Here is a 14,405-nt window from a genome sequence, read left to right on the forward strand (position 1 = left end):
GCCGTATAATCACAAAAAAGGTCGGTTTATACCTTTTTTGACAAACTCGAAGCGATGAGCGAGCCTCTGCAAGGTGTTAAGTCGCTATGAGTGGGTTTCTCATAGAGACGAGCAGAGAGAGAGCCATCGCCGTATAATCACAAAAAAGGTCGGTTTATACCTTTTTTGACAAACTCGAAGCGATGAGCGAGCCTCTGCAAGGTGTTAAGTCGCTATGAGTGGGTTTCTCATAGAGACGAGCAGAGAGAACCATCGCCCCTTAAAAGAGAAAAAAGGGAGGTTTGTCGAGGACGCTGAAAAAGTATCTCGAAGAAGCGCAATGGCTCCGCACGTTACACGCCTTTCTATGAGAAACCCACTCTTAGCCAGGCTTTTAAAAGAGGGTAACGGCTCTGCGCATTGCCTAAGGACCGATGAAAAAGGAATCCCCCTTTTTTATCGGTCTCGGTTTATACCTTTTTTTGATATACTCGAAGCAAGGAGGTGTAGCGTGAAAAAGAAACTAATTATTAGTTCAGCTAGTATCGTAGGTGCTATCTTTTTGTCATTTATTATTTATTTTCTTATTTTACTAGTTGGAAATTTTGTCATTGATGATCAAAAACTTGTAATGAATAGAACAACTTCACTTGTTAATCAGCAAGGAGAAGTTCTTACCCAACTTTTTGTTGAAAATAGAGAGCTTGTCTCAATTCATGATATACCTGAGCATGTCCAACAAGCATTTATTTCTGTAGAAGATAATCGCTTCTATGAACATCAAGGGATAGATCCTAGATCAATTGGTAGAGCGTTATATCGAGACATATTAGCAGGTGCAAAGGTTGAAGGGGGAAGTACAATTACTCAACAACTTGCGAAAAATGTCTTTCTAACGAATGAGAAAACAGTTCTTAGAAAAACAAAGGAAGTTCTCATTGCTATGAATTTAGAACGAAGATACAGTAAAAATGAAATATTAGAAATGTATTTGAACCGCATTTATTTTGGGCATGGTGCTTATGGGATTCAGGCAGCTTCAAAAATGTATTTTAACAAAGATGTACAAGAGTTATCTGTAGAAGAAGGTGCGTTACTAGCCGGCTTGCCAAAAGCGCCTAACTCGTATTCGCCAATTACGAATCCTGACAGAAGCAAACAAAGGCGAGATCTTGTATTGACTTTAATGGAGAGACAAAATAGTTTAAGTGCCGAAAAGGCAAAGCACTTACGTGGAAAAACTGTTGTTGTTGATCATAATAAAATCTCGGAAAATGAGGCATATTTGACCTATATTGATATGGTACTGGATGAAGCCCGAGAAAGGTATCATTTGACGAATGAAGAGGTGTTAACAGGGGGCTATCAGATTATCGTTCCAATGAATAAAGAAGTTCAAGAACTAACCTTTCATAAAATGCAGGATGATGAGTATTTTCCTGATGCTAATCATGATGCAGAGGCAGCGATCGTTCTGCTTGATAATCAAACAGGTGGAGTGATAGCTGTTCAAGGTGGAAGAGAATACGTTAGAAAAGGGATAAATAGAGTAAATGTAAAGCGTCAACCTGGTTCTACTATTAAACCACTAGCTGTGTTTGCTCCTGCCCTTGAACAAGGTTATTATCACCCCTATTCATTACTGGTGGATGAATTAATTGATTACGATGGTTATACACCAAGGAACTATGATGGAGCGTATACTGGGGAAATAACGATGTATGACGCGATAACTCATTCATCTAATGCGCCGGCAGTTTGGCTGCTTAATGAAATAGGAATCGATGAATCTGTTCAAGCTTTATCACGTTTTGGTATTGAAACAGAAGACAGTGGCTTGGCCATTGCATTAGGTGGAATGACAGAAGGGGTTACTCCACTTGAACTAGCTGCTGCGTATAGAACTTTTGCCCATGAAGGTGAAAGAATTTCCCCTTACTTTATAGAAGCAATTTATGATGAGAACGGACAAGAGTTACCTGCTCAAAATAGGTTGAGAGAAAAAGTGATAACTCCTCAGACTGCTTGGTATATAACAAGAATGCTTGAGTCAGTTGTCAAAAGTGGGACTGCTAGTATAGGTGAATTCGATACTTCTTTAGCAGGGAAAACAGGGACAACGTCTTACCCGGAAGTTGAAGGAGGCGTGATGGATGCCTGGTTTGTAGGTTACACGCCAAATGTTGTGGGGACTGTATGGATGGGATATGATGTTACATCAACAGAAAGATACCTTCAAGGTGGAAGTGCCTACCCGACTGTATTGTTTAAAGATATCGCTAATGAGTTGCCTAGCTCAATGCGTAATACAGCTTTTGTGAAACCCGGTGTGGCTGAAGAACTTCCCCCACCTGTTGAACTTCCGGAAATTACTGATTTAACAGCTACTTTTTCTATGGGAGGACGGGGATTAGCAAGTATTCTTCTCAATTGGGGTGGATATGATGATGAGAGAATTTACTATCATATTTATGAGAAGACTGATGAAGGAAAGGAACACCTCGCAACAGTTGTTGGACAAACGCAATATTTTATTAGCAGCTCCAACCCGTTCTCTACAAGGGAATTTGAGGTTGTTCCATATGATACAACTAGAAAACAAGAAGGAGATCCTTCTAATGTAGCAGAAGTGAAATTTCAGTTTGGTATTCATTAAAAGGGTGTCTTAGAAAGGTCTAAGACACCTCTGTCTGTTATCTATTGTTGAGATAGTAAGTTAGATTAATGAAAGAGTCGATCTTTTATCCACATATTTTAAATGGAGTGTACACATCTTTCATAATCGCAGCGTTATCGACAGCAAATTTACAACCGATCTCACGGTAACATTCATCAAATTTATGACAGTTTAGATTATTGGCTATACAGGGCATAATTCGGTCATTATAGTTAAAGTTGAATAAAAATGCATTTCAAAACGTATTCGAGTAGAATAGGTAATAGCGTGTTTAAAATTAATAACTATGCACTAACTTTAGTTAAGTAAGAAGGAGTGGCAGAATGAATCAACGTACATTTAACGATACCTTTTTAAAAGCTTGTAGAGGAGAGACTCATGACCATGTGCCTGTATGGTATATGAGACAAGCAGGTAGATCACAACCCGAATATAGGAAGATAAAAGAAAAATACTCGCTTTTTGAAATTACACATCAGCCGGAGTTATGTGCTTATGTGACTAAGTTACCCGTTGATCAATACAACAATGATGCAGCAATCTTGTATAAGGATATTATGACACCATTACCAGCAATTGGTGTAGATGTTGAGATCAAGTCAGGAATTGGTCCAGTTATTGATAATCCTATTCAATCGTTGAAAGATGTCGAGGGATTAGGGAAGATTAATCCTGAAGACGATATTGCTTACGTGTTAGATACCATTAAATTACTTCGTGAGCAATTAACAGTTCCATTAATCGGGTTTGGAGGTGCTCCATTTACCTTAGCGAGTTATATGATTGAAGGTGGACCTTCTAAAAATTACAATAAAACAAAAGCCTTTATGTATGCCGAACCTGAAGCTTGGCATTTGTTAATGGATAAACTTGGTGAAATGACCATTACATATGTGAAAGCACAAATAGCTGCAGGAGCTCAAGCGATACAGATCTTTGATTCATGGGTGGGAGCTTTAAATGTTGCTGATTATCGTATGTTTGTAAAACCGATTATGAATCGTATATTTACTGAATTAAAACAAACAAATGTTCCATTAATTATGTTTGGAGTCGGAGCAACTCATCTAGCAAATGAATGGAACGATTTGCCACTTGATGTTGTTGGACTTGATTGGCGCTTGTCAGTTCAGGAAGCTAGAGACTTAGGGATTAAAAAGACCGTACAGGGGAACCTTGACCCGGCCATTTTATTAGCTCCATGGGATGTTATTGAAGAACGTGCAAGAGCGATCCTAGACCAAGGAATGAAAAGTTCAAACTTTATCTTTAACTTAGGGCATGGAGTATTTCCAGAGGTCAAACCTGAAACACTAAAGAAGTTAACAGCGTTTGTACACGATTATTCAATGAACAAGTTGTAATTTGAGGTGAAAACATGACGAAGAAAAAAATCGGCCTACTTGTAATGGCATATGGTACACCGAGAAAGAAAGAAGAAATTGAACCGTATTATACTCATATTCGCAGAGGAAGAAAGCCTTCAGAAGAAGCGCTGAAAGATCTCACAGAGCGTTATGAAGCGATTGGTGGGATAAGCCCATTATCAAAGATTACTGAGGATCAAGCATTTGGACTTGAAAAGCAACTAAATAGTGAATTTGAGGATGTAGAATTTAAGGCTTATCTAGGTTTAAAGCATATTGATCCTTTTATTGAGGATGCAGTGAAACAAATGAAAGAAGATGGTATCCAAGAAGCTGTCAGTCTAGTGTTAGCACCTCACTTTTCTACATATAGTGTAAAGTCATACAATGGACGTGCGCAAAAAGAGTCAGAAAACGTCGATGGCCCGAAGATTTATAGCGTTGATAGTTGGTACGATGAACCTTCATTTATTGAATACTGGGTTAAACAAGTGAAGAAAACGTTTGAAAAAATAGAAGATAAAGATAAGTCCTGTGTGATTTTTTCGGCACATAGCTTACCTGAAAAAATCAAGGAAATGGGTGACCCTTATCCAGAACAATTGCAAAAAACCGCAGATTTAATCGCAAAAAAAGCTGGAATTAATCATTACACAATTGGGTGGCAAAGTGAAGGAAACACGCCAGATCCTTGGCTTGGCCCAGATGTTCAAGATTTAACAAGAGATCTTTATAAAGAGCATGGTTATACATCGATGGTTTATTGCCCAGTGGGGTTTGTTGCTGATCATTTAGAGGTTCTTTATGATAATGATGTTGAATGTAAGGTTGTGACTGATGAACTTGGTATTAACTACTATCGTCCTGAAATGCCGAATGCAAAACCGGAATTTCTTCAATGTTTAGCAACGGTTGTAAGAAAAAAGCTTGCAGAGAGTAGTGAAGGCTAGTGGAACGTAAAGAAAAAAGGATAGCAGTTATAGGTGGTGGCATTACGGGTCTCGCAGCAGCACATAAGCTTGAAAAAGCAAAGGCCTCTGGTGCCAACCTCACTTACGACCTTTTTGAGAAGGATGAAAAATTAGGTGGAAAAATCGAAACAAAGCGTGAGAATGGCTTCTTAATTGAGCTTGGCCCTGATTCTTATTTAGCCCGTAAAGACAGTATGACAAGACTTGCAAAAGAGGTTGGGCTAGAAAGTGACCTTATTTCTAATGATACGGGCCAGTCATATGTGTTAAAAGGTGAAAAACTTTATCCGATTCCGGGTGGAGCGATCATGGGTATTCCGACTGAAATTAAGCCGTTTATTTACACTCGTTTATTATCACCGATAGGCAAGTTGCGTGCTGCAGGAGATTTTTTCTATCCTAGAATCACTTCAAAAGATGAGGATATTTCTTTAGGTCATTTTTTCCGTCGCAGACTTGGAAATGATGTAGTCGATAGTTTGATCGATCCACTACTATCTGGAATCTATGCGGGTGATATCGATAAACTAAGTTTGAAGGCTACTTTTCCTCACTTTCAACAAGTTGAACAAAAGCATGGAAGTTTAATTCGGGGGATGAAACGTCCGGGGGCAAAACCCAAAAAAGAAACAGGTAAGAAAAAAGGAATGTTTCTAAGCTTTCGCAATGGATTGCAATCATTTGTAGATGCTATTGAAGCACAGTTAGAGTCGGATTCTATTCATAAAAAGAGTGGTCTGGTTCAAATACTGAAGCAAGGTAGCGAGTTTCAACTGCGATTTTCAAATGGTGAGACAGCTGTATATGATGATGTGATTATCACTACACCCCCAAAAGTCACAGCTGACCTTTTACGTGATTATCCATACTTTGCGTATTTAAGTGAAATGGAAGCAACTACTGTAGCGACAGTGGCGATGGCGTATAAACAAGATCATATAAAGAATGATCATCAAGGAACAGGTTTTGTTGTATCGAAAAAAAGTAATCATACAATTACTGCTTGTACATGGACAGATAAAAAGTGGGCACATTCGGCTCCAGAAGGCTATGCTTTGCTTCGTGCTTATGTAGGAAGAGCAGGAGATTCTGCAATTGTTTCACGATCGGATGAAGAAATATTAAGTGCGGTTCTATATGATTTAAAACAAATGATGACGATCGAAGGAGAGCCTGAATTTTTCTTCATAAAGCGTTGGCAAGAGTCAATGCCACAATATAATGTTGGTCACACATATAAGATGGAGAAAATTAAAGAGGATATTGCACGTAACTTACCAGGGCTTTACCTAGCTGGTGGAGGCTATGAAGGAATAGGCTTACCAGACTGTATTAACCAAGGTGAAGCGACTGTTGATAAAATTTTAGGAAATTAAGTTCCTGTCTTAGGTCAAAATGACAACACTATAGAAAAAGCCCGCTCAAAATATTTGAGCGGGCTTTTTCGCTTAATCATTTAAAATGTTATCAAGACGAGATGTGTCTACAAATCCATCTAGGTTAGGATCTTTATCCATAAATTTCAACTCATATGAAGCGTCTGCCCAAGCTTGTAATGCTTCTGGGTGAGTTTCTGTTGTAACGGCCATACGCTCCCAAGCATTTTCTAAAACTGTTTCCGGTAAACGGTTCTGTGTTAAATCATATAGATGATCATTAATGGTATTTAACGTATCTTCTGTATTTTCTTGAGTATAGTCTACAGCTTGCTTATGCCCACGCAAGACAGCATCTACAGCTTCCGGATTTTCTTCTAAGAAGCGTTTTGACGTAACGACAACAACACTTGCTAATTCTTCACCTAAAAACACATTGTTCCACTCTGTTACAACATTGGCATTAAGCTCTTCAACAAGGTAGGTTCCCCAAGGCTCTGGAGCTGCAGCTGCATCAATTTGTCCTTGCTCGAACATAGCTACCATATTTGCTGGTGCAATACGTGATTGGTGTTCAACTGTCCCACCTACACGGTTTGATTCAAGACCAATTTCTTTTAACATCATCTCAAGTTGAACATTGTGTGTGCATCCATTTCCAGGAGTACAAAATGATTTTCCATCAAAATCATCGAGTGATTTAATTCCAGAATCTTCACGAGAAACGATAAGCGTTGCGCCATTTGCAGCAGCGCCAAGGACAACGATATCTCCACCTGTTAAGAAGTAGTTAATAGCTGGACCAGGTCCAACATAACCAATATCTAAGTTGCCCGTTTCAAGTGCCTCGATAAAGTCATTCCCATTAGGATAGTGAGTATATTGAGCACCTCTTTCTCCTAATTCATCATCAAAATAACCCTTTTCCTTGCCGACAATAGCAGCAGCGTGGTCAAGGTTTGGAAAATAGCCGATTTTAACATCACTATCTGCGTCTGAACCACTTGTACTGCCTGCACCACATGCCGTTAATGTACCAATAACTAAGGCGATACCGGTTGCTTTTAACCATTTTTTCATCATGATCTCCCCTTTTTTAAAAATTACCTAATTAACTACAGTTGCTTATTTTGCATAGCCCCAACGGCTAAGTACTTTGCGCTCAATCGGATTAAAAATACAATATTCTACAATGAGACCAATAACAGCAATAATAATCATAATAGCAATAACAAGTTCCATGTTAAAGAAGTCACGTGCATCTAGTAATGTTCGACCTAGACCACCACTTCCAAGCAACTCTGCAGCCATTAGCGCACGCCAACCAAATGCCCATGATAAACGTACACCAGTTAGAGCAGAAGGAATGGAAGCTGGGATCATTACTTTCCAAATTAATTCATAGCCTTTGTACCCCATTGTTCGAGCTGCTCTAATAAGAAGAGGTTGGACGTTTTTAATCCCCATCCGAACATTCATCGTCATCGGCCACGTTCCACCAAGAATAATAACGAATAAAATAGCAGTATTACCACCTTGGAACATGACAAGTGCTAATGGGAGCCAAACAATACTTGGAACGGACTGTAAGGCAATTACAAGAGAGCCAAGCGTTTCATCGGCAACTTTTGAAGTAGCTAAGATAATACCAAGAAGTGCTCCGATAATAATTGCAAGGGCAAACCCGAGTCCAATACGTCCCAAACTCGTTGTCAGGGCAGCTGTTAAGATCCCTGTTTCGAAAAAACCTTTATACAACTCAACGAAAGAGAGGAGGGGAGATGGAAACATTCTTGTTCCAAAGACATCCAATCTATATATTATCTCCCATATCGCGATGAGAGCTGTAAAGAAGAGTAGCCTTCTGACTATGGTAATCATCACCCATTTCCTCCTTCATTACTTTTTCAATTTCACCAGCTAATTGCTTGCTGATTTCTTCCTCCAATTCAGCAAATGAATCGTCAGAGGGTTTTCTTGGGCGAGTTAGGGGAACATCAAAAATATTTAGAATCCCACCTGGTCTAACACCCATTAATACAATTCGATCTGATAGTAATATAGATTCACGTATGTTATGGGTAACAAAAATAATCGTTTTTCCTGTTTGTTCCCAAATAAATTGAACTTCCTTATGGAGCATGGAGCGTGTTTGCTCATCTAAAGCTCCAAATGGTTCATCCATAAGAAGGACTTCAGGATCCATCGCTAGTGCACGTGCAATGGATACACGCTGTTTCATCCCACCAGATAACTCATGTGGATAAGAATCAATGAATTTACTAAGATGTACCAGTTTCAGATAATCAATTGCTTTTTTTCTAGCTTCTTTTTTGCTATATCTTTTTTTGATAGAAAACATAACATTTTCGAGGACTGTCATCCATGGCATAAGAGCAGCTTCTTGGAAGACTACACCTCGATCAACACCAGGACCTTTTACTTTACGCTCTCCTACTAATACCGTTCCTTTGCTTGCTTGATCCAAACCAGCAATAATATTTAATAACGTTGATTTACCACAACCGGATGGCCCTAACAATGAAACGAACTCGCCTGACTTTACATGTAAATCAATGTTGTCAAAAACAGTATAGGAAGTTTGTTCTTGTTTATTTTCAAATGTCTTTCCGACATTTTCGATTTTAACTTCTGACATAGTACCCCTCCTTGCTGACATACAATAATTAGTAATTCATATCATTTTAGTTGGTTTTAGATGTTCTTAGTATATTTTCATCAGATGGATCTGTCAATCGTTTTCTTACATTTCCGAGTCGGTTAGTGAGGATTATGTCTGGTTTAGTTAAGAGGCATCCTTTCTACTATACTTAAGAGTAAGGTCTTAATCTAGGCAAAAAGGTGAAAATCGACCTTTTTCTATGTACTTGGGTTACTTTGTGGTAAGATAAGCCATGTAATTGACATGATCGAATCTTAATTTTTTACTAACGCAAGGGAGAGACTGAAATGGCTAGCCAATTAGATGTCTTAATGGCGCTTAGGCAAACGCGTCATGATTGGTTGAACGTTATGCAGTTAATAAAAGGGAATTTAGCACTTGGACGATACGATCGCATTGAAGAGATTATAGATCAGGTGACACAACAATCAATTTGTGAGAGCAAAATTTCAGAAATACAAGCTACTGATGTGGTTTATTTTCTTTTAACGTATAATTGGTTCAGCAGTAAAGTGAAATTAGAAATAGATGTAGCGGGTGAAGTTTTTTCTCTTAAAAAGGAAGAAGTTCGTTTGTTACGATTATGTGAGCAAATTACGGAGAAACTAACAGAAGAGAGTTCGACAGAATCAGAAAATCATTTGCTTGTTACATTTTTATTTACAGATGAAGAATGCAAAATAACTTTTGATTTTCAAGGAATGTTACAAATGAAAAGAGAAGAATGGCATCAATTTATTTCTGATTGGGAGCCAGATGTAAAGCTAGTTGAATTGAGAAACGATGAATGTGTATTAACTGCTAGTTTTGCAAGAAGTTGAGGTGAGTAGAATGTTTGTTGATAAGGTGAAAGTTTATGTAAAAGGTGGGGACGGGGGCAATGGCCAAGTTTCTTACCGTAGAGAGAAATACGTTCCAGATGGTGGTCCAGCTGGAGGCGATGGTGGACGAGGAGCTAGCGTTGTTTTTGAAGTAGAGGAAGGGCTACGAACGTTGATGGATTTTCGTTATAAGCGTCATTTCAAAGCACCAAGAGGTGAACACGGTAGGCCAAAAAACCAACATGGGAAAAACTCAGAAGATATGGTTGTCAAAGTTCCACCAGGTACGACCGTAATAGATGATGCGACTGGTCAAATAATTGCTGATTTGACCAAGCATGGGCAACGAGCTGTAATTGCAAAAGGGGGGCGTGGTGGAAGAGGTAACACTCGCTTTGCTACACCTGTTAACCCTGCTCCTGATATTGCTGAAAATGGGGAACCTGGTCAAGAACGTGATGTGGTACTAGAATTGAAAGTACTTGCTGATGTAGGATTAGTTGGTTTTCCAAGTGTAGGTAAGTCAACCTTGCTCTCGATCGTATCTGCAGCGAAACCCAAAATTGCAGATTATCATTTCACAACGATCACGCCTAATTTAGGGGTTGTCGAGACAGAAGATAGTCGTAGTTTTGTCATGGCTGATTTACCAGGTTTGATTGAAGGCGCACATCAAGGTGTTGGATTAGGTCATCAGTTTTTAAGACATATTGAACGAACGAGAGTCATTGTACATGTAATAGATATGTCTGCATTAGAAGGTCGAGACCCATACGAGGATTTTCTAATGATTAATGATGAGCTTAAGCAATACAATCTCCGTTTACTCGAGCGACCACAAGTTGTTGTCGCTAATAAAATGGATATGCCAGAAGCAGAAGAAAACTTACGGGTGTTCAAAGAAAAATTGAATGAAGAATACCCTGTCTTTCCGGTTTCAGCTGTTACGAAACAAGGACTTCGTGACCTTTTAATTACCGTTGCTAATAAGATTGAGGAAACACCAGAGTTCCCTCTGCATGAAGAAACGGAAGATTCAACGCGTGTTGTCTATCGTCATGAGAAAACAGAGGTACCTTTTACAATAACGAGAGCTGACGATGGTGCATTTGTACTTTCTGGTGCTGAGCTTGAACGCTTGTTTAAAATGACCGATTTTTCTCGTGATGAATCAGTTAAACGATTTGCTAGACAAATGCGAGGAATGGGTGTTGATGAGGCTCTTCGTGAAAGAGGAGCTAAAGATGGCGACTTAGTAAGAATCATGAAATTTGAATTTGAATTTATTGATTAATTTCAAATTCTGCAATACCACCGAGGAAAAGCTGTCTCTTTGGAAGAGACAGCTTTTCATTGTATAAAGACATTTCTTGTTGTCAAAAGGTTTCGCCAATTTTATAATGAGTATAGCTCTTCGTTGAAAGAAGGTGAATATGGAATGGAATCTAGGAAGTCATTTTATCTTGTTCGAGAGGATATGCTTACTGATGCGATGGAAAAAACACTGGCAGCAAAAGAGCTTCTTGAACTAGGAAAAGTGAAAAAGATTAATGAAGCTGTCAATAAAGTTGGGCTAAGCCGAAGTGCTTTTTATAAATATAAAGATGGGATCTTTCCTTTTCATAAGGTGATTAAAGAAAAAATCATTACATTATCAATTATTTTAGTCGATCGTTCTGGGTCTCTTTCGCAATTATTAGGTAAAGTGGCAGAGACAGGTGCCAATGTATTAACGATCAATCAGACGATTCCTTTGCAAGGAAGAGCGCATATGTCATTATCAATAGATACAGCCCCAATGCAACTTGATTTAAATCAGTTAATGGATTGGCTTGAAGGATTAGATGTCGTAGAAAAGGTTGAACTAGTTGGTACTGGTTCGTAGAAAGGAGTTTTCACATTGAAAATTGGATTTTTAGGTCCAAAGGGTACCTTTACAGAAATGGCGGCTAGAGGTTTATTTGAACAGGGAGAATTTATTCCATATCGAACAATTCCATCATGTATGGATGCGGTTAAAGAGGGAGAAATCACAGTCGCGGTTGTCCCTATTGAAAATGCAATAGAAGGTTCTGTTAATCTTACGTTAGATTACTTAATTCATAAGCAAAGGCTTCCGATTGTTGGAGGGATTACTGTACCAATCGAACAGCATTTCCTTCTTAATCCGGATAAGCCAGAGGAGATAAAGGTTGAGAAAGTGATCTCTCATCCTCATGCAATAGCTCAATGTCATGATTTTTTATTAAAGCATTACCCAGAGGCTGAATGGGAATATATGAATTCGACAGGAGCTGCAGCTGAATATGTCAAGAACAACCCTGAATTACCTATCGCTGCGATAGCGAATGAAATAGCAGCCGAAGAATATAAATTAAATACTGCACATAAAAATATACATGATTTCACTAATAATCGAACGAGCTTTGTTGTACTAAGCAAAGAATCCACTAAAATAACCTTTAGCAAAGGGAATCATGTAGAAGATAAAACAACATTGATGGTAACGTTGCCTTCAGATTATTCAGGGGCCTTGCACCAAGTGTTATCTGCTTTTTCTTGGAGAAAGCTCAATTTAACGAAAATTGAATCAAGGCCAACAAAAACAGGTTTAGGTAATTACTTCTTTATTATTGATGTTGAAGGGATAATGGACGATGTCCTCATTCCAGGTGTGAAATCTGAATTAGAAGCACTTGGTTGTGGTGTAGAAATACTCGGAAGCTACCCATGCTACAACCTAGCAAAAAGCAAAGTGAATGCATAAAGACAAACAGACCAGGCCACTTTTGGCTGGTCTTGTTTGTCGAAGCAACAGTAGTGTTTGCTGGTTACTTTTTAATCATTTAGTATAAAGCCTTTCTCATTTAACGCATTCACAGCTGCATCAATTTTGGCTTTGTTATCAGCTTCAATTACATGTAGGTGGACACCATCTGTTAATTCAGAAAGTAAGGAAGATTGAGTTCGCTCAAGTTTGTTACAAAAAGTTTCGACGTCTAGTCGAGTTGATAGCATAAGTGAAGCGCTAATTTCACCATAAATAGCATGTTCGACAATCACCTGTTGTACTGTAACACCATGATCTACTAAAATAAAGAGTTCTTCTTTTGTATGGTCAGGTGAATGTTTGCAGGCGATAATCTTTGAAACTCTCGGAGATGGATTATGTTTCATGTAGATGTATCCTTGTGCAGTAGCAATAATCGGGTGCTTTTTAGCTTTTAATATCGATATATCTTGAACGATCACTTGTCGACTTACATTAGCACGCTTCGCTAATTCACTGCCAGTTAAAGGTTCATCATGGTCTGTTAACCATTTAATAATGAATTCTCTTCTTTTTTCACCTAATATTTTTTTTTCGTCATTCACAATAAATCAAACCCCTTTTAAATCTAACAATACTTGTTTGAATGTATCAATAAAACGAATCACCTGCTCTTCTGTTGTCCAACGACCAAAGGTAATTCTAATGAGTTCATGTGCTTCGTCTCGCTTGCGTCCGATACTAATTAACGTACGCGGAGGCTCACTATCACCAACACGGCAGGCTGAACCAGTAGAAATAGCATACCCTTTTCTATTGCACTCAAGCATTGTTAATTGGCCCTCAACTCCTACAACCCGTAAACTAATATGAAAAGGCAGCCGACTACTAGGGTGCCCTTCAAAGTAAACTCTGTCATCATGTAAGAAAGCCTCGACAAACAAACGACGTAGTTCGTTTAATCTCTTCCTCTCGCTTGAAGCAAAAGGCTGGTATTCCTCAACAGCAGCGGCAAATGCAGCGATTCCAGGTACATTAACTGTACCAGCTCTGAAACCGAACTCGTGTGTAGTCCCAGGGAGAAATGGTTTCCAAGGAATCCTCTTATTCATATAAGCGGCTCCAACTCCTTTTGGTCCAAAGCACTTATGGGCACTCATGCTAATACTTGTTAAGAAATCAGTTGGAATAGGGATTTTGCCAAAAGTCTGGACACAATCACTATGAAAAAGTATATCATGCTTAGCGAGTAACTCACCAATTGCTTGTAAGTCTTGGATTGTACCTATTTCACTATTAGCATGAGCAATTGAAACTAAGACAGTGTCTTTTGTTAAGGTTGCTTCTAAGTCTTTAACAGTAACTTGTCCATAATGATTAACAGGAACATATAGAATCGTAAAACCAAACTGTTTTAAATAAGTCATCGCTTGTAAAACAGAGTGGTGTTCTCCTTTAGTTGTAATAATCGTTTTCCCTTTATGCATATGTGCAAATGCAAGTCCGGTTAAAGCTAGGAAGGTGGCTTCGGAACCAGAGCCTGTAAAGAAGATCTCATTTTTGTCTACATTTACAACATCTGCAATCGTTTTTCGACTTAACATTAAGATATCATCGCTTTCAAGTCCGCTATTATGCAAACTGCGACTGTTGGCAAAGAAATCTGTCGCAACCCGGTTATACGTTTCAAGAGCGTAAGGAGACATTGGAGTTGTTGCACTGTAATCGAAGTAAATCATTTTAGGACCCTCCTTCACTTTC

At 38.7% G+C, this 14,405-nt stretch carries 13 protein-coding genes; 8 read left to right on the top strand and 5 right to left on the bottom strand.

Annotated elements, in window-relative coordinates; all coding sequences use genetic code 11:
• Positions 1 to 490: 490 nt before the first annotated feature.
• From AC1FXZ_RS12005 to hemY, 4 genes are all read left to right on the top strand, one after another.
• Positions 491 to 2,635, top strand: a complete 2,145-nt coding sequence (locus tag AC1FXZ_RS12005; protein ID WP_480053900.1) for a transglycosylase domain-containing protein — start codon at positions 491 to 493, stop codon at positions 2,633 to 2,635.
• A gap of 344 nt (positions 2,636 to 2,979) precedes the next feature.
• Positions 2,980 to 4,020, top strand: a complete 1,041-nt coding sequence (hemE, locus tag AC1FXZ_RS12010) for a uroporphyrinogen decarboxylase (protein WP_480053902.1) — start codon at positions 2,980 to 2,982, stop codon at positions 4,018 to 4,020.
• 14 nt (positions 4,021 to 4,034) lie between these two features.
• Entirely contained in the window at positions 4,035 to 4,973 is a 939-nt protein-coding gene (gene hemH, locus AC1FXZ_RS12015; protein WP_480053904.1) for a ferrochelatase, read from the top strand.
• Positions 4,973 to 6,370, top strand: coding sequence for a protoporphyrinogen oxidase (gene hemY / locus AC1FXZ_RS12020; protein ID WP_480053906.1), 1,398 nt, complete (start codon positions 4,973 to 4,975; stop codon positions 6,368 to 6,370). Before hemH ends, hemY begins: the two co-directional genes overlap by 1 nt.
• Before the next feature lie 72 nt (positions 6,371 to 6,442).
• Here the strand turns inward: hemY and AC1FXZ_RS12025 are convergent, their stop codons facing one another.
• From AC1FXZ_RS12025 to AC1FXZ_RS12035, 3 genes are read right to left on the bottom strand one after another with little or no spacing between them, the layout of a single operon-like run.
• Positions 6,443 to 7,450, bottom strand: coding sequence for an aliphatic sulfonate ABC transporter substrate-binding protein (locus AC1FXZ_RS12025; RefSeq protein ID WP_480053908.1), 1,008 nt, complete (start codon positions 7,448 to 7,450; stop codon positions 6,443 to 6,445).
• A gap of 45 nt (positions 7,451 to 7,495) precedes the next feature.
• A complete protein-coding gene (locus AC1FXZ_RS12030) occupies positions 7,496 to 8,251 on the bottom strand; it encodes an ABC transporter permease (RefSeq protein ID WP_480053910.1) in 756 nt (251 codons plus the stop codon).
• A complete protein-coding gene (locus tag AC1FXZ_RS12035) occupies positions 8,184 to 9,029 on the bottom strand; it encodes an ABC transporter ATP-binding protein (protein ID WP_480053912.1) in 846 nt (281 codons plus the stop codon). The genes AC1FXZ_RS12030 and AC1FXZ_RS12035 overlap by 68 nt, the downstream gene beginning before the upstream one ends.
• Before the next feature lie 311 nt (positions 9,030 to 9,340).
• On the opposite strand from AC1FXZ_RS12035, the gene AC1FXZ_RS12040 reads away from it, so the two are divergent.
• The 4 genes from AC1FXZ_RS12040 to pheA all read left to right on the top strand — a co-directional run bounded on the left by AC1FXZ_RS12040 (position 9,341) and on the right by pheA (position 12,641).
• Positions 9,341 to 9,874 carry a Spo0B C-terminal domain-containing protein gene (locus AC1FXZ_RS12040; protein ID WP_480053914.1) on the top strand — a complete coding sequence of 178 codons (534 nt, stop codon included), beginning with the start codon at positions 9,341 to 9,343 and terminating at the stop codon, positions 9,872 to 9,874.
• 10 nt (positions 9,875 to 9,884) lie between these two features.
• Positions 9,885 to 11,168: a GTPase ObgE gene (obgE, locus tag AC1FXZ_RS12045; protein WP_480053916.1), complete on the top strand. Its 1,284-nt coding sequence runs from the start codon at positions 9,885 to 9,887 to the stop codon at positions 11,166 to 11,168.
• A gap of 144 nt (positions 11,169 to 11,312) precedes the next feature.
• Positions 11,313 to 11,759 (top strand): ACT domain-containing protein, encoded by a 447-nt coding sequence (locus AC1FXZ_RS12050; RefSeq protein ID WP_480053918.1) that lies wholly within the window; start codon positions 11,313 to 11,315, stop codon positions 11,757 to 11,759.
• 15 nt (positions 11,760 to 11,774) lie between these two features.
• The gene (gene pheA, locus AC1FXZ_RS12055; protein ID WP_480053920.1) at positions 11,775 to 12,641 is read left to right on the top strand and encodes a prephenate dehydratase; all 867 of its coding nucleotides are present in this window, start codon (positions 11,775 to 11,777) and stop codon (positions 12,639 to 12,641) included.
• A 71-nt stretch (positions 12,642 to 12,712) separates the two neighbouring features.
• Here pheA and AC1FXZ_RS12060 read toward each other — a convergent pair whose 3' ends face one another.
• Both AC1FXZ_RS12060 and AC1FXZ_RS12065 read right to left on the bottom strand, forming a co-directional pair.
• Entirely contained in the window at positions 12,713 to 13,249 is a 537-nt protein-coding gene (locus AC1FXZ_RS12060; RefSeq protein WP_480053921.1) for a 3H domain-containing protein, read from the bottom strand.
• 6 nt (positions 13,250 to 13,255) lie between these two features.
• Entirely contained in the window at positions 13,256 to 14,383 is a 1,128-nt protein-coding gene (locus AC1FXZ_RS12065) for an IscS subfamily cysteine desulfurase (RefSeq protein WP_480053923.1), read from the bottom strand.
• Positions 14,384 to 14,405: the final 22 nt, after the last annotated feature.

This window comes from Halalkalibacter sp. HAAS-P014 (genome assembly GCF_056619965.1).

What these genes read in the sequence shown, in the direction of transcription:
- hemE (WP_480053902.1), top strand. Translation starts at nt 2,980, where the DNA reads ATGAATCAACGTACATTTAACGATACCTTTTTAAAAGCTTGTAGAGGA.
- hemH (WP_480053904.1), top strand. Translation starts at nt 4,035, where the DNA reads ATGACGAAGAAAAAAATCGGCCTACTTGTAATGGCATATGGTACACCG.
- AC1FXZ_RS12025 (WP_480053908.1), bottom strand. Translation starts at nt 7,450, where the DNA reads ATGAAAAAATGGTTAAAAGCAACCGGTATCGCCTTAGTTATTGGTACA.
- AC1FXZ_RS12030 (WP_480053910.1), bottom strand. Translation starts at nt 8,251, where the DNA reads ATGATTACCATAGTCAGAAGGCTACTCTTCTTTACAGCTCTCATCGCG.
- AC1FXZ_RS12035 (WP_480053912.1), bottom strand. Translation starts at nt 9,029, where the DNA reads ATGTCAGAAGTTAAAATCGAAAATGTCGGAAAGACATTTGAAAATAAA.
- AC1FXZ_RS12040 (WP_480053914.1), top strand. Translation starts at nt 9,341, where the DNA reads ATGGCTAGCCAATTAGATGTCTTAATGGCGCTTAGGCAAACGCGTCAT.
- obgE (WP_480053916.1), top strand. Translation starts at nt 9,885, where the DNA reads ATGTTTGTTGATAAGGTGAAAGTTTATGTAAAAGGTGGGGACGGGGGC.
- AC1FXZ_RS12050 (WP_480053918.1), top strand. Translation starts at nt 11,313, where the DNA reads ATGGAATCTAGGAAGTCATTTTATCTTGTTCGAGAGGATATGCTTACT.
- AC1FXZ_RS12065 (WP_480053923.1), bottom strand. Translation starts at nt 14,383, where the DNA reads ATGATTTACTTCGATTACAGTGCAACAACTCCAATGTCTCCTTACGCT.